General features: G+C 46.1%; 19 protein-coding genes and 1 pseudogene. 17 read left to right on the top strand and 3 right to left on the bottom strand.

Annotated features, from left to right (window positions below; genetic code table 11):
* The first annotated feature begins 86 nt into the window (after nucleotides 1-86).
* From STRDD12_RS02495 to STRDD12_RS02480, 4 genes are read left to right on the top strand one after another with little or no spacing between them, the layout of a single operon-like run.
* Complete coding sequence (locus STRDD12_RS02495; RefSeq protein WP_066914852.1) at nucleotides 87-641, top strand: GNAT family N-acetyltransferase; 555 nt, start codon at nucleotides 87-89, stop codon at nucleotides 639-641.
* A complete protein-coding gene (gene spxR, locus STRDD12_RS02490; protein ID WP_066914850.1) occupies nucleotides 634-1,920 on the top strand; it encodes a CBS-HotDog domain-containing transcription factor SpxR in 1,287 nt (428 codons plus the stop codon). Before STRDD12_RS02495 ends, spxR begins: the two co-directional genes overlap by 8 nt.
* 18 nt (nucleotides 1,921-1,938) lie before the next feature.
* Nucleotides 1,939-2,799, top strand: coding sequence for a methionyl aminopeptidase (locus STRDD12_RS02485; RefSeq protein ID WP_066914848.1), 861 nt, complete (start codon nucleotides 1,939-1,941; stop codon nucleotides 2,797-2,799).
* A complete protein-coding gene (locus STRDD12_RS02480; protein WP_066914846.1) occupies nucleotides 2,799-3,722 on the top strand; it encodes a YihY/virulence factor BrkB family protein in 924 nt (307 codons plus the stop codon). Before STRDD12_RS02485 ends, STRDD12_RS02480 begins: the two co-directional genes overlap by 1 nt.
* A 23-nt stretch (nucleotides 3,723-3,745) precedes the next feature.
* Here STRDD12_RS02480 and plsY read toward each other — a convergent pair whose 3' ends face one another.
* Nucleotides 3,746-4,390: a glycerol-3-phosphate 1-O-acyltransferase PlsY gene (plsY, locus tag STRDD12_RS02475; RefSeq protein ID WP_066914844.1), complete on the bottom strand. Its 645-nt coding sequence runs from the start codon at nucleotides 4,388-4,390 to the stop codon at nucleotides 3,746-3,748.
* Between the two features lie 149 nt (nucleotides 4,391-4,539).
* On the opposite strand from plsY, the gene parE reads away from it, so the two are divergent.
* The 6 genes from parE (at nucleotide 4,540) to STRDD12_RS02445 (ending at nucleotide 11,475) form a co-directional block, all read left to right on the top strand.
* Nucleotides 4,540-6,483 carry a DNA topoisomerase IV subunit B gene (gene parE, locus STRDD12_RS02470; protein WP_066914842.1) on the top strand — a complete coding sequence of 648 codons (1,944 nt, stop codon included), beginning with the start codon at nucleotides 4,540-4,542 and terminating at the stop codon, nucleotides 6,481-6,483.
* Between the two features lie 119 nt (nucleotides 6,484-6,602).
* Nucleotides 6,603-7,592: a lipoate--protein ligase gene (locus tag STRDD12_RS02465; protein WP_066914840.1), complete on the top strand. Its 990-nt coding sequence runs from the start codon at nucleotides 6,603-6,605 to the stop codon at nucleotides 7,590-7,592.
* A 171-nt stretch (nucleotides 7,593-7,763) separates the two neighbouring features.
* A complete protein-coding gene (gene ftsW, locus STRDD12_RS02460) occupies nucleotides 7,764-9,008 on the top strand; it encodes a cell division peptidoglycan polymerase FtsW (RefSeq protein ID WP_066914838.1) in 1,245 nt (414 codons plus the stop codon).
* A gap of 46 nt (nucleotides 9,009-9,054) precedes the next feature.
* On the top strand, nucleotides 9,055-10,224 hold the full coding sequence (locus STRDD12_RS02455; RefSeq protein WP_066914837.1) for an MFS transporter: 1,170 nt from the start codon (nucleotides 9,055-9,057) through the stop codon (nucleotides 10,222-10,224).
* The gene (locus STRDD12_RS02450; protein ID WP_066914835.1) at nucleotides 10,214-10,942 is read left to right on the top strand and encodes a pseudouridine synthase; all 729 of its coding nucleotides are present in this window, start codon (nucleotides 10,214-10,216) and stop codon (nucleotides 10,940-10,942) included. Before STRDD12_RS02455 ends, STRDD12_RS02450 begins: the two co-directional genes overlap by 11 nt.
* Before the next feature lie 80 nt (nucleotides 10,943-11,022).
* Nucleotides 11,023-11,475: an Rrf2 family transcriptional regulator gene (locus tag STRDD12_RS02445; protein ID WP_066914833.1), complete on the top strand. Its 453-nt coding sequence runs from the start codon at nucleotides 11,023-11,025 to the stop codon at nucleotides 11,473-11,475.
* 598 nt (nucleotides 11,476-12,073) lie between these two features.
* Here STRDD12_RS02445 and STRDD12_RS02440 read toward each other — a convergent pair.
* Both STRDD12_RS02440 and STRDD12_RS02435 read right to left on the bottom strand, forming a co-directional pair.
* Complete coding sequence (locus STRDD12_RS02440; protein ID WP_066914831.1) at nucleotides 12,074-12,580, bottom strand: DUF308 domain-containing protein; 507 nt, start codon at nucleotides 12,578-12,580, stop codon at nucleotides 12,074-12,076.
* Between the two features lie 49 nt (nucleotides 12,581-12,629).
* Nucleotides 12,630-13,829 (bottom strand): cation diffusion facilitator family transporter, encoded by a 1,200-nt coding sequence (locus STRDD12_RS02435; RefSeq protein WP_066914829.1) that lies wholly within the window; start codon nucleotides 13,827-13,829, stop codon nucleotides 12,630-12,632.
* 250 nt (nucleotides 13,830-14,079) lie between these two features.
* Here STRDD12_RS02435 and STRDD12_RS02430 point away from each other — a divergent pair, with 250 nt between their 5' ends.
* The 7 genes and pseudogenes from STRDD12_RS02430 to STRDD12_RS08555 all read left to right on the top strand — a co-directional run.
* A complete protein-coding gene (locus STRDD12_RS02430; protein WP_066914827.1) occupies nucleotides 14,080-15,546 on the top strand; it encodes a glycoside hydrolase family 1 protein in 1,467 nt (488 codons plus the stop codon).
* A 14-nt stretch (nucleotides 15,547-15,560) separates the two neighbouring features.
* Nucleotides 15,561-16,181 carry a histidine phosphatase family protein gene (locus STRDD12_RS02425; protein ID WP_066914825.1) on the top strand — a complete coding sequence of 207 codons (621 nt, stop codon included), beginning with the start codon at nucleotides 15,561-15,563 and terminating at the stop codon, nucleotides 16,179-16,181.
* On the top strand, nucleotides 16,174-16,785 hold the full coding sequence (locus STRDD12_RS02420; protein WP_066914823.1) for a histidine phosphatase family protein: 612 nt from the start codon (nucleotides 16,174-16,176) through the stop codon (nucleotides 16,783-16,785). The genes STRDD12_RS02425 and STRDD12_RS02420 overlap by 8 nt, the downstream gene beginning before the upstream one ends.
* Before the next feature lie 59 nt (nucleotides 16,786-16,844).
* Nucleotides 16,845-17,099: a DUF1912 family protein gene (locus tag STRDD12_RS02415; RefSeq protein ID WP_066914821.1), complete on the top strand. Its 255-nt coding sequence runs from the start codon at nucleotides 16,845-16,847 to the stop codon at nucleotides 17,097-17,099.
* A 104-nt stretch (nucleotides 17,100-17,203) separates the two neighbouring features.
* Nucleotides 17,204-17,605: a helix-hairpin-helix domain-containing protein gene (locus tag STRDD12_RS02410; protein WP_082753075.1), complete on the top strand. Its 402-nt coding sequence runs from the start codon at nucleotides 17,204-17,206 to the stop codon at nucleotides 17,603-17,605.
* A 144-nt stretch (nucleotides 17,606-17,749) separates the two neighbouring features.
* The gene (locus STRDD12_RS02405; RefSeq protein WP_066914817.1) at nucleotides 17,750-17,986 is read left to right on the top strand and encodes a DUF1858 domain-containing protein; all 237 of its coding nucleotides are present in this window, start codon (nucleotides 17,750-17,752) and stop codon (nucleotides 17,984-17,986) included.
* A pseudogene (locus STRDD12_RS08555) lies at nucleotides 17,983-18,760 on the top strand (DUF438 domain-containing protein); the annotation flags it as partial. The gene STRDD12_RS02405 and the pseudogene STRDD12_RS08555, both read left to right, overlap by 4 nt.
* Nucleotides 18,761-18,847: the final 87 nt, after the last annotated feature.

The following is an 18,847-nucleotide window of genomic DNA, read 5'->3' as shown; positions in this document are numbered from 1 at the left end:
AATCGGGGGGGGGTCAAGGAAAATGACGGTCTAAGTTAGGTTAATGCCATGGCCATTCTTAAATGAATCTGTGTTATAATAGACACATGGATTTATGGACACAGCTGGCATTGTACCAGTTCATCGAAACACCGCTTTGCCATTTGCGCCCCTTGCGGATGAGTGATTTTGACAGATTTTATGCTATTATCAGCTGTCCTCAAAATACAGCTTTTATTTTTCCGAGTAGACAGGACCCTGATGAGGTCTCCTATCTGATGGCCCATAATTTTATCAAAAATCCTTTGGGGATTTGGGCTATTGCCAGTAAAACCAATGATGACTTTTGGGGAATTATTCGGCTGGAAAACATTCAGGTGAGTAAGCGGACGGCTGAAGTTGGTTATTTTCTCCATCGCGACCTGTGGGGCCAAGGCCTGATGACAGATTGTCTGAAGACCCTGTGCGACTTTTCTTTTGGCAGTTTCGGCCTTGAAGAACTTCTTATCAAGACCCATGCAGAAAATGTAGCCAGTCAACGGGTTGCCCAAAAGGTTGGTTTTTTAGCCGGTCAAGGGTATCGAGCCAGTGACCGCTACAGTCATAAGGTCCGTCACTATCAAGATTATTACCTCACTAGAAAGGCGTGGGCACATGAGTAAACACCAAGAGGTTCTGGATTATTTGCAAAAATTGCCTGTCGGCAAGCGCGTCAGTGTTCGCAGTATTTCCAACCATCTAGGGATAAGTGATGGGACGGCTTACCGTGCCATCAAGGAAGCAGAAAACCAAGGATTAGTGGAAACTCGCCCTCGTAGTGGGACCGTCCGCATTGAGACGCCTAAACCCAGCATGCGTTTAGAGGCCTTGACCTTTGAGGAAATTGCCAAACTGACGGATTGTGAGGTTGTGGCTGGTCATCAAGGGCTAAAAAAATCCTTTAAGAAATTTACCATCGGTGCCATGACCAAGGCTAATATTGGAAAATATCTGTCCAAGTCGGGGCTTTTAATCGTCGGTGACCGGACGGCTATTCAACGGCTAGCCCTCGAATCAGGTAATGCGATTTTGGTGACAGGTGGTTTTGAAGTCACAGAGGCCATTAAGGAACTGAGCAACCGCATCCAAGTACCGATTTTGTCCTCCCATTTTGATACCTTCACTATCGCGACCATGATTAACCAGGCCTTGTCCACCATGCGGTTAAAAACCGATATTCCAAATGTGGAAAATATCTATCTGGACAAAGATACCTATGGCTACCTGCAGGAGACGGATACGGTGAGGGATTTCACGACCTTGATGAAAAAACACAACCACGTCCGTTTTCCCGTGGTCAATGCCCATGGGATGGTGGTCGGTGTGGTTTCCATCCGGGATGTCACTGAAAAGGCAAAATCCGTTGTGATTTCACAAATCATGACCCGCAACCCTTTGACAACTCTGGCAAGGGTTAATCTTTCTCACATTAGTCAAAAAATGGTCTATGAGGACTTTGAGATGATTCCCGTCGTGCAACCCAATCACTTGCTACTAGGTGTGGTGACACGACGGCAGGTCATGGAAGCCTTGCAGGACAGTCAAGATAAGGCTATTCCTTCATATAGCGATAATATTACCTCTCACCTCAAAGAGGGGCGTTATGCCTACAATCTTGAGGTCAGCACCAGCATGATAGACAGTCAGGGAAATCTAGCCCAGGGCGCCATGGTTGAGTTGCTCAAAGAAGTGGGCATTCGCCTGTTGACGAAAAAACAGCATAAAAATATTATCATTGAACAAATCGTGCTATACTGCTTACAGGCTGTACAACTAGACGACCACCTCGAAGTGAGAAGTAAAATCATTAGCCACACGAGGCGGTCTGCCACGATAGATTTTGAAGTCTATCAGGGCATGCACATGGCTTACAAAGCCACTTTATCCGTTAAACTCAAATAAAGACATCAAGGAGATATCATGATTACACTAAAATCAACCCGAGAAATTGAAGCTATGGACCGTGCAGGTGACTTTCTGGCCAGTATTCATATTGGCCTAAGAGACCTCATCAAACCAGGGCTGGATATGTGGGAAGTTGAAAACTATGTCCGTCGTCGCTGTAAAGAAGCCAATGTGCTTCCTTTGCAGATTGGTGTTGATGGGACAGTGATGGATTATCCCTATGCCACTTGTTGTGGGCTCAATGACGAAGTGGCTCATGCCTTTCCGCGCCATCTCACGCTCAAAGAAGGCGATTTGCTCAAAGTGGATATGGTTCTTAGCGAACCCTTGGACAAGTCTGTGGTCGATGTCTCAAAATTGGATTTTGATAATGTCGCTCAGATGAAGACCTACACCGAAAACTACACCGGTGGCTTGGCGGATTCTTGTTGGGCCTATGCGGTTGGTGAGGTCTCACAAGAAGTCAAAGACCTCATGGATGTTACCAGAGAATGTCTCTATATCGGTATCGAGCAAGCCAAGGTGGGAAATCGTATTGGTGACATTGGTGCTGCCATCCAGGAATATGCTGAAAGCCGAGGCTATGGGGTAGTTCGTGATTTGGTCGGACACGGTGTTGGTCCAACTATGCACGAAGAGCCTATGGTGCCTCATTATGGCACAAAGGGGCGTGGCCTGCGTTTACGTGAAGGCATGGTCTTAACCATTGAACCGATGATTAATACAGGGACTTGGGAAATTGATACGGATATGAAAACCGGTTGGGCGCACAAAACCTTGGACGGTGGCCTCTCTTGTCAATACGAACACCAGTTTGTCATCACCAAAGATGGCCCTGTTATCTTGACAAGCCAAGGAGAAGAAAGGAGCTACTGATGGCAGCCAAAAAGCTGTCACATCGTCTCTTAGAACGCTTGTCATGGGCACCCTTGCAAGTTTGGCTCAAGCACTACGCTAGCGCAGAAGTAGACCTGTCTTCAGTTGCTGTAGCTTATTACCTCTTGCTGACGGTTTTTCCGCTCATGGTACTGGCTGCCAATATTTTTCCCTATCTGGGAATCAAGGTCAGCACCTTATTGGGCCTCATGAAGGAGGGGTTACCCCCGGCTTTTTATGCGCCAGCGGAAGCCATCACTCGAAATATTTTTGCCAGGCCATCGACGGGTATCTTGTCGGTTGCCGTCCTTGCAGCCTTTTGGACCCTCTCAAAAAGTCTAGGTTCCTTGCAAAAAGCGATAAATAAGGCCTATGGGGCCTCTCAACACCGAGATTTCATCGTCTCTAGTCTGGTTGGCGCTTTTATTGGTATCTTGATTTTATTTTTATTGGGATTCACCATGTTTTTACCGACCGCTATCAAGCTGGCAGTTCGGCTTTTACGCACACGAGGGCTTGCTCCTTATCTTCTTGAGTTTTTAGGAGATATCACTTACCCCATAACCCTAGGTCTGCTCTTTCTAGGCCTTAGTGTCTTGTACCTAGTCCTGCCAAATGTTAAAATTACCAAACTGCGTTTTGTTTTACCTGGGACAGCTCTAACATCTGCTTTTCTGGTCCTCTTTAGCAGTCTGGTATCGACCTACATCATTCACATGACCAGCCGATACATTGATATCAAGGTATTTGGTTCGGTCATGATTTTCATCGTGATGATTTGGTTTATCTTTTTAGGTCGTGTCCTTATTTTAGGAGCGGTGCTCAATGCCACAGTCCAAGAGTTGGTTCAAGGTGAACTCAAAGGGCGACGCGGAGACGTTGCCACCATTCTACAAGACCGCAAAGAAAAACGAGAAGACTAGACTAGTCTTCTCGTTTTCTGGTCTTATTTTTTAGCCTGATGGGTCAGGTTAAGCCCCCAAGAAATGGTACTTTCCTCATGTTTTAGGATACGACTAATATTTGACCGATGGAGCCAGATAATGCCTAGACCGACGAGGATAAAGACAATGGAAAAGAGTGGCTCATAGCGTGGAATAATAACATGAAAGAGTGGGAAAAGGCAGATACCCAAAATACCCATGACTGCCGTCGTGATTGAGGCAAAGGAAATCATGCTGGTCAGATAAAGGGCGATGGTAAACACACAAGCGCAATAGATGAGGTAAAGAGGGGCAATCCCAATCAGGGCACCAAAGGTTGTGGCAACGGCCTTTCCCCCTTTAAAGCCTGCAAAGATTGGGAAAATGTGTCCCAAAATAGCCGCAAGACCAAAAACAATTCCCCACACACTGGCTGGGCTTATGCCGAACCAGTAAGGGAAAAGGGTTGGTAATAAGCCCTTGAGAACATCTAAAAGGAAGACTAAGATGCCGGCCTTTTTACCCAGAACCCGAAAAGTATTGGTGGTTCCGGTGTTACCAGAACCATAGTCGCGTAAATTTTTCCCAAAGAAAATCTGTCCAATCCACAGACCACTGGGCACAGAACCTAGTAAATAGGCAACAATCAATAATAAAGTAAGTGTCATAAGTTCATTATAGCATAGACTGGAAGTTAAGGAAATCTTTGTTCAAAAACTTGTCGGTTAAATAGGATTTCTTACCTAAAAAGAAGAAATTTTGCAAAATTTGCCAAAAACTTGTAAGATAGATAAGATGTTACTCAAGGAGGTCCTTTGTGGCTAAAGATATTACGATTAATAATTACGGCGATGATGCCATTCAAGTTTTAGAAGGTCTGGAGGCTGTTCGAAAAAGGCCTGGGATGTATATTGGGTCGACTGACGGAACTGGTCTACACCATCTGGTCTGGGAAATCGTTGACAATGCTGTCGATGAAGCCCTTTCTGGTTTTGGGGACCAGATTGATGTTGTTATCCATGCGGATGGCTCCCTCTCTGTGACAGACCATGGACGGGGGATGCCGACAGGGCAACACGCCATGGGGATTCCGACAGTTGAGGTAATCTTCACGGTTTTGCATGCTGGGGGAAAATTTGGACAAGGAGGCTACAAGACCTCAGGGGGACTCCACGGGGTTGGCTCTTCCGTTGTTAATGCCTTATCCACTTGGCTCGAAGTCGAAATCACACGTGACGGCAAGATTTATCGGCAACGCTTTGAGGATGGTGGCAAACCTGTCACAACCTTGGAGGTTGTCGGTAAGGCAGCCAAGTCTAAAACAGGCACTAAGGTAACCTTCAAACCCGACGACAATATTTTTTCAACGGTTACTTTTAAGTACAACACCATTGCGGAGCGCTTGAATGAGTCAGCCTTCTTGCTCAAAGATGTGACCTTGACCTTGACCGATGAGCGTGATGGCCAAACCGATGTTTTCCATTATGAAAATGGGGTGCAAGATTTTGTCAGTTACCTCAATGAAGATAAGGAAACGCTAACGCCTGTCTTGTATTTTGAAGGCCAGGAAAATGATTTCCAAGTGGAAGTGGCCCTTCAGTACAATGATGGCTTTGCGGATAACATCCTGTCTTTTGTCAATAATGTCCGGACCAAGGATGGCGGCAGCCATGAAACGGGCTTTAAGTCTGCCTTGACCAAAGCCATGAATGACTACGCCAGAAAAACAGGATTGCTTAAGGAGAAGGACAAAAATCTGGAAGGGTCAGATTACCGTGAGGGGTTATCGGCTGTCCTATCCATTTTGGTTCCTGAGGAGCATTTGCAATTTGAAGGGCAGACCAAGGACAAGTTAGGAACTCCTATGGCGCGTCCTTTGGTGGATGCCATCGTCTCAGAAAAATTGACCTTCTTTCTCCTTGAAAATGGCGAACTGGCCAATACTCTGGTGCGTAAAGCTATCAAGGCCCGTGATGCCAGAGAGGCAGCCCGTAAGGCCCGTGACCTGTCCCGTTCGGGCAAAAAGAAAAAGGACAAGGGCTTGCTGTCAGGCAAACTGACTCCCGCCCAGTCGAGAAACCCTAAAAAGAACGAACTTTATCTGGTCGAAGGAGATTCGGCGGGTGGTTCTGCCAAACAAGGGCGTGATCGAAAATTTCAGGCTATCTTACCTTTACGAGGGAAAGTGCTTAACACTGAAAAAGCCAAGATGGCGGACATTTTGAAAAACGAAGAAATCAACACCATGGTCTATACTATCGGAGCTGGTGTCGGGGCAGACTTTACGCTGGATGATATCAACTATGATAAGATTATCATCATGACCGATGCGGATACCGATGGGGCGCATATCCAGACCTTGCTATTGACTTTCTTTTACCGCTACATGCGTCCGCTAGTAGAAGCAGGGCATGTCTATATTGCCTTGCCTCCCCTCTACAAGATGTCTAAAGGTAAGGGGAAAAAAGAACAAGTAGCCTATGCTTGGACAGATGGCGAACTCGAAGACCTGCGCCAGCAGTTTGGTAAGGGAGCTAACTTACAGCGTTACAAGGGGTTAGGGGAAATGAATGCTGACCAACTGTGGGAGACGACGATGAATCCCGAAAGTCGGACCCTGATTCGTGTGACCATTGAGGATCTAGCGCGTGCAGAGCGCCGGGTGTCGGTCCTTATGGGAGATAAACCAGCCCCACGTCGGCAATGGATTGAGGACAATGTCCGCTTTACCCTAGAAGAAAATAGTGACATGGTCTTTTAAACTCTTAAAGAATGGCTGTCTCGGTTGAGATAGTCCTTCTTTTTTTTAAGCGTCAGCAAGGCAAGTAAGCGCTCTATTTGTTATAATACAAGTATCTATTCGTTTTAAAGGAGAGCGACATGAAATATATTGTCAATACGAGTAATGACCCTGCTTATAATATTGCTTTAGAAGCCTATGCCTTTCGGGAGTTGGTGGATGAGGATGAACTCTTTATTTTGTGGATTAACCGTCCTGCCATTATCGTAGGTAAACACCAAAATACCATCGAAGAAATCAATAAAGCCTATACGGACGAACAAGGGATTCAGGTCGTTCGTCGCCTATCTGGTGGAGGAGCGGTTTACCACGACCTTAATAACCTCAACTACACCATTATCTCTAACAAGGCGGATGAAGGGGCCTTTGATTTTAAGACCTTCTCCAAACCGGTTATTGACACCCTAGCAGACCTGGGGGTCAAAGCTGAGTTTACTGGGCGTAATGACCTGGAAATCGACGGCAAAAAATTCTGCGGTAATGCTCAGGCCTACTATAAAGGGCGCATGATGCACCACGGCTGTCTCTTGTTTGATGTGGACATGACGGTATTAGGGCAGGCCTTAAAAGTCAGCAAGGACAAGATTGCTTCTAAGGGGGTCAAGTCTGTTCGGGCACGCGTTACCAATATCTTGGAGGAATTGCCAGAAAAAATTACGGTTCAAGAATTTTCAGATGATTTGTTGGCTAAAATGAAAGAGTTCTATCCAGACATGACTGAGTATGTCTTGACGGATGAGGACAAGGCAAAAATCCAAAAATCATACGAGGAACAGTTCAATACCTGGGACTGGACCTATGGTGCCTCACCTGAATACACCATCTCAAGAAGTGTTCGTTATCCAGCAGGGAAAATCACCAGCTATGCGGATGTGGAAAATTCACGGATTAAAAGCATCAAAATCTATGGAGATTTCTTTGGGATTAAGGATGTCACAGATATCGAGCAAGCCTTGATAGGTGTGCGCTATGAATTTCCAGATGTCCTCAAAGTGATTGAGACCTTTGCTATTGGCGATTATTTCTCACGTATGACGGCAGAAGAAGTGGCTAAGGCCATTGTCGCCTAATCATAAACGAAAAGAAGCCTGATGGCTTTTTTATTTTTAACCTTGATGACTAAAGAGGGAGCAGAAAAAAGGTCCCTTCTTACAGGTCACCTGAGCTGCTTTTGAGGCTTTCAAAAATGGCTTAAAGGTGGTATAATCTTAAGGCAAGTTTTGAAAAGAGAGAGTACCCGTATGAAAGTATCTAAGCGCCATTTGCTCAACTATTCCATCCTCATTCCTTACCTGATTTTGTCAGTGATTGGCCTATTGGTGGTTTACTCAACGACCAGTACTAGCCTGATTCAGGTCGGTGGGAACCCCTTTGCTTCGGTCATTAACCAGGGGCTCTTCTGGGGACTTAGTCTGCTGGCGATTACCTTTATTTACCGGCTCAAGTTGACCTTTTTACGCAGCGCCAATACCATGGTTTTCGTCATGGGGATTGAAATCCTTCTGCTGATTATCGCTCGTTTTTTCTCCAAAGAAATTAATGGGGCCCACGGGTGGATTTCGGCTGGACCGATTACCTTTCAGCCGGCAGAATACTTGAAGCTGATTGTGATTTGGATGATGGCCCTGACCTTTGCCCGACGGCAAAGAGAAGTCGCCATGTATGATTACCAAGCCTTGTCTCGTGGACATCTATTTCCTCGCCAACTCCAAGATTGGCGGGTTTACCTAGCGGTTATGGTCGGTTTGGTAGTAATTCAACCTGACTTGGGAAATGCGACCATTATTATTTTAACCCTCTTTATCATGTGTTGCGTCACGGGGGTAGCCTACCGATGGTTTAGTACCGGTCTTGCCTTTATCGCTGGTGGGGCGACCTTGTTCCTTGGGTTTATCGGCATGGTCGGTGCCGACCGCATGGCCAAGGTGCCGGTCTTTGGTTATGTCGCTAAACGCTTTAAAGCCTTTTATAACCCTTTTAAGGACGCTTCGGACTCTGGTCACCAGCTGATTAATTCTTATTATGCCATGAGCAATGGGGGCTGGTTTGGCCGTGGGTTAGGCAATTCTATCGAAAAGAAAGGTTACTTGCCTGAGGCCACGACGGACTTTGTCTTTTCCATTGTTATCGAAGAGTTGGGGCTCATCGGTGCCGGTCTCATTTTGGCGCTGATGTTCTTTCTCATTTTGCGGATTTTCTTGGTTGGTATTAAGGCTAAGGATGCCTTTAATGCCATGATTGCCCTTGGTGTTGGCAGTCTTTTGCTGGTGCAGGTCTTTGTCAATATTGGTGGGATTTCAGGCCTGATTCCTTCAACAGGGGTTACCTTCCCCTTCCTTTCTCAGGGGGGGAATAGCCTGTTGACGATTTCAGTCGCCATAGGCCTCGTGCTCAATATTGATGCCAATGAGAAGCGTCAAGTAATTGAAGAAGAAGTCGAAGAAGAACTCAATGAGTTGCGTTTCTCTTTTGACGATGAACTGTAAAAGACGTGCGGAAATTTTCCGACGCCTTTTTTATCTAAGGAGTATTATGAAAAAAATCGCTGAAAAAATCAGTCTTTTGGGGCTTTCGCTCATGCTGATTTCCTCTTTTTCTATCTCATCAGCCCTGCCTCAGATGCTGGTTTACTATAAAGGCTACCCAGCAGACCAAGTAGAGTTTTTGGTATCCATCCCCTCTTTTTTCGTTGTTGTCATGCTCTTGGCTAATGGCTATTTGGTGCGCAGGCTGAGCGAACGCCAGTTGATTGTGACAGGACTCCTATGTGTGAGTCTGGCAGGGAGCTTTCCCCTTTTTGTGCAAGCCTATTGGCTTGTTTTGCTCTCACGCGCTGTCCTAGGGATGGGCTTAGGCATGATCAACGCCAAAGCGATTTCTATCATCAGTGAACGCTATTCTGGCAAAGAACGTGTCCAAATGCTGGGCCTAAGAGGGTCTGCCGAAGTCGTCGGTGGAGCTGTGTTTACCTTGGCTGTCGGGCAATTACTGCGCCTGTCTTGGTCTTGGTCATTTGCCATTTACGCATTTGGCCTTGTCATCTTGCTCGCCTATCTGGTCTGTGTCCCACAGGGGCCTGGCCAAACCGACAAGCACTTGGCCCAATCGTCCCAAAAAACGCCTTTGTCTCTGATGCAATGGGGGAAGGTAATCTGGCTGGCTATCATTTCTAGTTGGACGGTAGCCATCAGCTCTGTCCTGAATCTGCGCATTCCTTTTTTGGTGAGTCAAAGTGGCATGGGGACGGCCACGCAAGCCAGCTATGTTTTGACAGCCCAACAATTAACCGGGATTGTCTCAGGCATGTGTTTTGCCTTTTTACTGAGTCGCCTGAAAAGACACCTGCTCCTTGTTAGTTGTTTTGGGCTGGCTATCGCTTTGTTTATGATGACTCAGGTGACTAGCCTTGGCCTATTGGCTTTAAGCGACGTCGCAGTAGGTTTTTTCTACAGCATTGTCCTGACAGCCATCTTCAACCAGTTGTCGGAAACCATTCCTTTTGCTCAGCTTAACACTGCCACAGCAGTGGTCTTAGTTGGTTGTAATCTAGGCTCAGCGCTGTCACCATATCTGCTAAAAGCTATTGCGATGGTCTGGGATAGTCCAAAAGCCTTCCTTGTCGTATTGGCAAGTGTCTGCGTCTTCATTGGCCTAGTACTAGTCTTTCAAAATACCAAAAAAGAGGTGACCCATGCGTCTTGATAAATATTTAGCCGATTGTGGTTTGGCGAGTCGCCGTGATGTAAAAGAAATTCTCAAGAAGAAAAGGGTAATGGTCAATGGCCAGATAGAGACTTCTCCTAAAACCCAGGTTGACGCGCAAAAGGATCAGATCGTTTTAGACGGTCAAAGGCTAGTCCACGAGACCTTCGTTTACTATCTCCTTAATAAGCCAGTCGGTGTCCTATCAGCTACCGAAGATGCCAAAGGCGCAACAGTCTTGGACCTCCTGGATGAAACTGCTCATCTAAAGGCTGTCTTTCCAGTCGGGCGCTTGGACAAGGATACCGAGGGCTTGCTCCTCTTGACCAATAATGGCCCTCTGGCCCATGCGCTCTTATCCCCCAAAAAACATGTGACAAAGACCTATCTGGCTCAAGTGGCCGGTGTCATGGATGAGGCTGACGTGGAACGTTTTTCCCAAGGCATTCGCTTTAAAGATTTCACCTCGCAGCCGGCACAGCTGGACATTATCCAACAGGATGAGGCCAGTAACCAATCAGTTGTCTTGGTTAGGTTGGCAGAAGGGAAGTTTCATCAGGTCAAGCGCATGGTGCATGCCTGTGGCAAGGAAGTCACATCGCTTAAACGCTTGTCTATGGGGCCCTTACAGCTCGATGAGAATCTAGCCCCCGGTGAATTTCGCCGTCTGACTGAGGCTGAAATGCATGCCTTAGAAAGTTTTGGGGTGGCTTTGTAACAAAAGGAAAATGGGATTTGTAACCATTGACATGACATCAAAAAATGATACAATAGAGACATATAGAAAGGGGGAGACTCATGCAAATTTCTAGTCGTCTCACTATTGGGGTTCATTTATTGACTCTAGTGGCACTTGATAGAGCTGATGTCCCAATGACCAGCGATAAAATAGCAGGCAGCGTGGGGGTCAACCCTGTCATCATCCGTAAGACCTTGTCTCAACTCAAGAAGGCTGGGCTTATCGAGGTTACCAGAGGTCGCGGTGGTATTACCATATTGAAGTCACTTTGTGACATTAGTCTTTATGATGTTTACCTGGCGGTCGAAAGTCTGGGAGAGTCTCAAAAACTCTTTAGTTTTCATGACAATCCTAATCCCAACTGTCCTATCGGGCGCAATATTCATGGGGCTTTGGATGATAAGTTGAAGCAGGCCCAAGAAGCTTTGGAAAATAGTTTGCGTTCGGTAACCTTAGCGGATATTGTAGCAGATGCCAAGTCCGGGATAAATCAGGAAAAGAATCTTGCTTGAAAAAAGAAACTGACTCAGTCAGTTTCTTTTTTTATGTAGTTGCTCTCATTTCATCGATAGGTTGCACTGAACTCTGCCAATAAAAAGAATACTTGCAGTTAAGGCGAGCAAAGCGAGCCAAAACCAAGACTTCCCGCCGTGAGAAAAACGCTTGAAACAGAGGTGTTTCAAGCGTTTGGGAACTTTGAGACGCTAGGCTCAAAGTTCAGGTATGGAATCCGTCAGGAGTCGCTACCGTCCAATCCTCACTTAAGGGAAGTCTTAAAAAGACCTTGTCTTCAAACTCAAAAAAACTGACTGGGTCAGTTTCTTTTTAACATAGATGCTCTCATTTCATCGATAGGTTGCACTGAAGTCTGCCAATAAAAAGGATACTTGCAGTTAAGGCGAGCAAAGCGAGCCAAAACCAAGACTTCCCGCCGTGAGAAAAACGCTTGAAACAGAAGTGTTTCAAGCGTTTGGGAACTTTGAGACCTTAGGCTCAAAGTTCAGGTATGGAATCCGTCAGGAGTCGCTACCGTCCCATCCTCACCTAAGGGAAGTCTTAAAAAGACCTTACTTTCAAACTCAAAGAAACTGACTGAGTCAGTTTCTTTTTTTAGGGCAGTTGAAGTCCGGTTATTAGGAGTGAAACCCCTGCGATAATCAAAAAGAATGCTGCCAGATAGCCGATAAAGGCTGAAAAGAGAAGGGGTAAGACCAGTAAGAGAATACCGATGACCAGCGTCCAAACACCGCTGGAAAGGATGTGGCGGTCGCGGTCAAAGGCGGTGTCACGTAAACTAAAGCCTAATAAGATACGGGTAATACCAATAGCAATAGCCCAAAAGCCCACTAAGGTAATTAAGAAATTCGCCCGTTCAGCTCCTGACATACCAAAAATAATCAGCGCAAAAATCAGTGAAAGAATACTTTGTAAAAGACTCCAGATGTTACGGTATTGTGGTTCTAAACTAAAGTAAAAACTCATCTGACTGACAGCTGCCGCAAATAAGGCAAAGGCCAGTACCCAAGCTAAAAAGGATACTGTGGAAAGCGGATTGACTAGCCAGATGATACCGACTAAAGTCGTTAAACCACCTAAGGTAAGTGTTAAACCTTTCATAAAAAAATACCTCCAATGAGGTATATTGTAGGCTAATGCTGGCCTGCTGTCAATCGTTGGCTTGAGCAGAAATTTGATGGAAGACCAAGTACCATTTTTCGTGGCGGCGCCAAAGACTGGTATGAAACTCCTCCCCGAGCTGATAGGTCACTAGTTTGGTTTTTTGTGAAATAGAGGTCATGTCAAAGTTAGTGAGTTCTATTTGTTCTGCTTTAGGTAGGATTTTTAGAAAGTCGTCGACTGTCAAACTTTCTCCTTTTGCTGTGACACAGCGAAAATCGGTCATCAGCCATGGGCGATAGGTCTTAGGTTTGAGATGGAGCCCCAATTCAAACTGGTGGAGCTTGTGATAGACATTTTCTAAAATCTCATCCTCGGGAATCGCAGCAGGTTCGACGTGGATATCAATATCGTAGACCCCAAAGCGGTGCTTGAGGAGGTCTTCAACTTGTTCGGTGATGGCGTGACTCTCATAAACCGACAAGTCAGGGTTCATTTCCAAAACAATATCCAAGTAGACATTGCTGCCATAGTTGCGCGCCCGCTGTGACTTGATGCGTGTAATTTTAGGGATTTTGAGAATCTCTGTCTCGTACTTGGCTAATTCGGTTTCATCAAACCCATCAGAGAGGGAAAAAGCGCTGGAGATAAAAATATCATAGGCTGTTTTGAGGATGAAAATGGTGATGACAACAGCAGCTAATTTATCCAACCAGGCCATGTTAAAGGCGCTGGCTAAGACCGCGATGGCCGTCCCGATAGAGGTGACAGCATCTGATAGGTTGTCTGCGGCAACAGACACCAGGGCGCTAGAGTTGGTTTTTTTAGCCAGCTGACGGTTGTAGGCATAGACAGCTAGCATAATGACAGCGGATACCAGACCAACTGCTGCAGCTACAGGATCAACTGCCGTATTCTCGCCCGTAAAGATTTTTTTAATGGTTTCCCATAAAACCTGTAAACCGATGACAAACATGATAAAGGAGGTCACCAGACTGGCCAAATCCTCGATTTTCCAGTGACCAAAGCGGTGATCACTGTCAGCAGGCCGACTGGCCAGGCGAATACCAATCAAGATGGTAATATTGGAAATGATATCCGAAGCATTGTTAAAGCCATCCGCAATTAAAGCTTGGGAATGCATAAACTGACCAAAAATGAGTTTCAATAGTGTCAGTAGTAGGTAAGCGACTATAGAAACAATGGGCCCGCGTTGGGCTAGTTGATGGTTGGTTGGTGCGTGTGTCATATTACTCCCCTATTCAAAGAAAGTAATATTATACCATAAAAACAGGTCTTCTAAAAGCCTTTCTGGTTACACGACTCAGGGAGTTAGCTTTTTAGGTGGTGGTCTGGATCTTCTTTCGAGGCTTAGCTGTCTGCAGGCATTGTCAATCATAGGATAGTATCAGAACTGGCAATAAAAGTAGAAGAAAAGGGTTGTGAAAGCGCTTATAATAAAAGCTATATTAGAAAAGCAAGAAGTGAAGGAGTTTATTATGGTAAAGCAATTTCCGAAAGATTTTCTTTGGGGTGGCGCCACTGCTGCCAACCAATTTGAAGGCGCTTGGGATGTCGATGGGCGGGGACCAGCCACCTCAGATACCTCACGTGCAGTAGCCCCTGAGGCACGTAAGTCCTTAGGAGAAGAATTCTCAAAACCTATGACGCAAGCTAAGTTGGACTTTGCGCTATCTGATAAAGAGGGGCTTTACCCCAAACGCTGGGGGTCCGATTTCTACCATCGCTACAAAGAAGACATTGCCCTTTATGCGGAGATGGGATTTAAAACATTTCGTCTATCCATTGCTTGGTCACGGATTTTCCCAAATGGGGATGAGCTCGAACCCAATGAAGCGGGGCTGGCCTTTTATGACAAGGTCTTTGATGAACTCAATCGTCACGGCATCGAACCTCTGGTGACGCTATCACATTATGAGTTTCCTATTCATTTGGTTAAAGCTTATGGGGGCTGGAAAAATCGTAAGGTCATTGATTTCTTTGTCCACTATGCCAAGACAGTTTTCAAACGTTATCAAGGCAAGGTTCGCTATTGGCTGACCTTTAACGAAATTAATATCCTAGGAATGACGGGCTATCTCTCTGGTGGCTTGCTCTTTGAAGATGAAACCTTACACTTAGATGAGATGTATCAGGCGGTCCACCATCAGTTTGTGGCCTCGGCCTTGGCAACCAAAGCAGCGCACGAGATTGACCCAGATAACCAAGTGGGCTGTATGTTGGCTCGCATGCAAGCTTATCCTGCGACGTGCAACCCAGAGGATGTCATGGAAGAAATCCGTAAAGACCATGAAAATCTTTTCTTTTCAGATGTGCAAGTGCGTGGAAAATACCCAAGCTATGCCAAACGTTTCTTTAAAGAAAATAAGATTAGGATAGAGATGGCGGTTGGTGATGAGGAAATTCTGGCAGCCTATCCTGTCGACTTTATGTCCTTTTCTTACTACATGTCGTCCATTGCTCGCAAGGAACAAAAGACAGACGCCACTGCTGGAAACCTGGTCTTAAGTGAACCAAACCCTTACTTAGAGGCCTCTGATTGGGGGTGGCAGATTGACCCAGTTGGTTTGCGTATTACCTTAAACAAACTCTATGACCGTTACCAAGTGCCACTGTTTATCGTTGAAAATGGGCTGGGTGCCCTAGATAAGGTTGAAGCGGATGGCAGCATTCATGACAGCTACCGGATTGACTACCTAGAAGCGCACATTCAGCAGATGTACGAGGCTATTGAGGATGGTGTTGAGCTGATGGGGTATACCATGTGGGGCTGTACTGACCTGGTTTCTGCTTCAACATCAGAGATGTCTAAGCGCTATGGATTTGTTTATGTAGATGCTGATGACCAAGGTAAGGGGTCCTTTGACCGTTTGCGCAAGGATTCCTTCTACTGGTATAGAGATGTCATTGCTAGTCAGGGCGCTAGTGTCTTAAACCAAGACTAGAAAGGAGGGCTGTCATGAAAAACCTCTACCTCATGCGCCACGGGCGCACCCAGTTTAATGAGGAAGGCCGGGTCCAAGGCTGGTGTGATTCGCCTTTGACTGAAGAAGGTGTTGCACAGGCCTTGGCCGTGGGGGCTTATTTTCGTCAAAAGGGCATTGTTTTTGATGCGGTCTATAGTTCAACACAGGAGAGAGCTACGGATACAGCTAAGTTGGTTACTGGTTGGGAAACAGTCACCCAACTCAAAGGCTTAAAAGAAATGAATTTCGGCCGCTTTGAGGCCCAACCTGAGTACCTTTTGCCCAAGTTCAGGCCAGGAGCCAATTCCTTTGAAGATGCGCTGGTTTTCTATGGTGGTGATGACATTAGGGATGTGGGTCGCCGAGTGAAGACCTGTGTGGATTCTATTCTAGCTAAGGACCCAGTTGATACCATTCTAGCCGTCAGCCACGGGGCAGCCATGTGGGGTCTCCTCTTAGAATTGGAGTTGACATGGCATTTAGGACGAGGCCTCAGCAATGGGGACATTTGCCATTTTGTGGCCACAGAAAATGGCTACGAATTAACAGAAATCATAGCACCAACAGAGGATTTTCGCATCTATCCAGTTAAAGGAGGTAGTGTTGGTGGGTAAGACGATTTATCTCATGCGCCATGGCCAGACCTTGTTCAACCTGCAAAAACGGATTCAGGGTTGGTGTGACGCCCCTCTAACGGACTTAGGCATCGCTCAGGCACAAGCGGCTGGGCGTTACTTTCATAGCAGACAGATTACTTTTGACGCCGTTTATAGTTCAACACAGGAGAGAGCCTGTGATACGGCAGAAATTGTCTCAGGGCGTATGGATTATGTCCGTCTCAAAGGTCTAAAAGAAATGAATTTCGGGTCCTTTGAGGGCCATTCAGAAAGGCTTAATCCGCCACTCAACCTCCAGGATGGATCCGGCTATGGCGACTACTTTGTGGCTTATGGTGGCGAGTCAAATGTTCAGGTGTCTAAACGTATGGCAGAAACCTTGACGACGATTGCAGAGCAAATGGCAGAAGATAGTCAGGTTTTAGTAGTGACGCACGGCGCTGCCTTGTCGCAATTTTACCGTTTTTGGACGGTAGAGCCACCAGTTATCAAGGGAATGCCCAATTGTGCGATTCTGACGATTCATGTTTTAGCTGATGGGCAATTTCGTGTCGACAGTGTCTATGATCCTGTTGCAGAGACCTTCCTTTTTGAACGCTAGCCGTCCAACCGCCTTGCTCACAGGGCGGCTTTTTTGTATAATGGAGAAAAGGAGGGCTTATGAGCTACGAACAGGATTTTTTAGCTGACTTTGAACAATGGGTCAACCAACAGGTGACCATTAACCAAATCGCTATGGACCAGGCCCACAAGGTTTGGAAAGAGGATAAGGACGCGCGTGCTGAGGATGCCTTTATCCGTTATGAAAGCAAATTGGATGCCTACCGTTTTTTGCAGGGGAAATTTGCCAATTACCATAATAAAAAAGGTTTCCATGATATGCCGGAAGACCTTTTCGGAAAAAGAACATACTAAACAGAGAGGGTATTGCAAAGATGCCCTTTTTTTGCTACACTAAAACAAACCTCGGTGTGACCATAACACAGGGGAAAAATGAAGGAAAAGAAAGTTTAAGATCAATGGCTAAAAAGCTTAATCGCAAAAAACAACTGCGTAACCAGATTCGTCGTCATGAAAATTTGGCTTCTACGGTTGTGTCAACCCCTCGTTCAACAGGAGTAGGTCAAGCACCTGCTGCTCAAACTAGACCGCAAACCTTTTCAAAAGGTGAAAACACCAAACCACGGACAGCGGTGAATGAGGATTTGGCCCAAAAAGCCCATACTTTGGAAGCCTTTAAGGCCCTCCCACAAGTGGCAGATATTCGTTCAAATCTTGTTGAAACCCTCTATCAAGCAGGCTTAACGTCAGCCCATGCCTTTGAAAATTGGACGGAAAAAGAAATTCTTGCCCTCAAAGGAATTGGTAAGGCGACTGTAGATAAGCTCAAGGCCAATGGTGTTACTTTTAAGGCTGACTAGGCCAAATGCTATGCATTCTTAATGCTAGCTTAGATTTATCCGCACCACGTTAAAAACAACCAAGCCTTCGGGCTTTTTTTCTTGCCCCAAGCTGACCGACTGTTGGCAAAATTTGTTATAATAGCTTAAAAAGGAGAAGTGATTATGAATAATACAATAGATTTGTCTCAACCAGTAGCTAACCTACTGGATAAAAATCCTGAATTGCTGGAGCTCTTGGTAGAACTAGGCTTTGCCCCTTTAGCCAACCCTCAAATGCGTGAAACAGTAGGCCGTCAGGTCTCCTTGATTCAGGGCGCTGCCATGCACGGTCTGCCTATCGAGAAGATTCGGGATATTCTCGTAGCCAATGGCTATGAGGTGACAGGGTTAGGCGAATGACCGACCAACGCATAGCAGTTTTACGGGACATTCTTTTAGACCTCCATCATGGGGCAAGTCCAGAGTCCGTGCAGGAACGTTTTGATGCGACCTTTTCAGGGGTTTCAGCGATTGAGATTTCTTTGATGGAGCATGAGTTGATGAATTCGGACTCGGGGGTGACTTTCGAAGATGTCATGGAGCTTTGTGATGTCCATGCCAACCTTTTCAAAAATGCTGTTCAAGGCGTAGAAGTCGCTGATACTGACCATCCTGGTCACCCGGTTCAAGTCTTCAAGCAGGAAAATTTGGCCCTGCGGGCGGCCATGATACGTATTCGTCGACTTTTAGAAAGCTTTGCGAGTCAGAAAGACGCTGATTTGCAGGAGGAGATGAAAAAAGGCCTGGTCCGTCAGTTGACCTTGTTGGGGCAGTTTGACCGCCATTACCAACGTAAGGAAGAACTCTTTTTCCCCATCATGGAACGCTATGGGCATGATTCCCCACCAAAGGTCATGTGGGGCGTGGACGACCAGATTCGTGGTCTTTTTGCCAAAGTCTTGCAAGAAGCAGAGCAACTAGAGGGCGCTGATACTAGTCAACTGCAGACCGCCTTTGAGGCCTTTGCGGCGGAATTTGAAGGCATGATTTTCAAAGAAGAATCAATTCTTTTGATGATTCTCCTAGAAGCCTTCACTCAGGATGATTGGCTGGCAATCGCCAAAGAAAGCGACACCTATGGTTATGCCATTATCATGCCTCAGGAAAAATGGCTACCGCAACGCCATGATTTTTCCGAAGATAGGGCGCCATCAGAAGCTCCTCAGTCTCAGGTGGAAGGAGCAAACGCTGAGGAAACCACTAGAAGACAGCACTCGCTGT

Origin of the sequence: Streptococcus sp. DD12, assembly GCF_001578885.1 — a bacterium.
Lineage (GTDB): Bacteria > Bacillota > Bacilli > Lactobacillales > Streptococcaceae > Streptococcus.
Note: the sequence above shows the minus strand (reverse complement) of the source record. Positions and strands in the feature narration are given on the sequence as shown.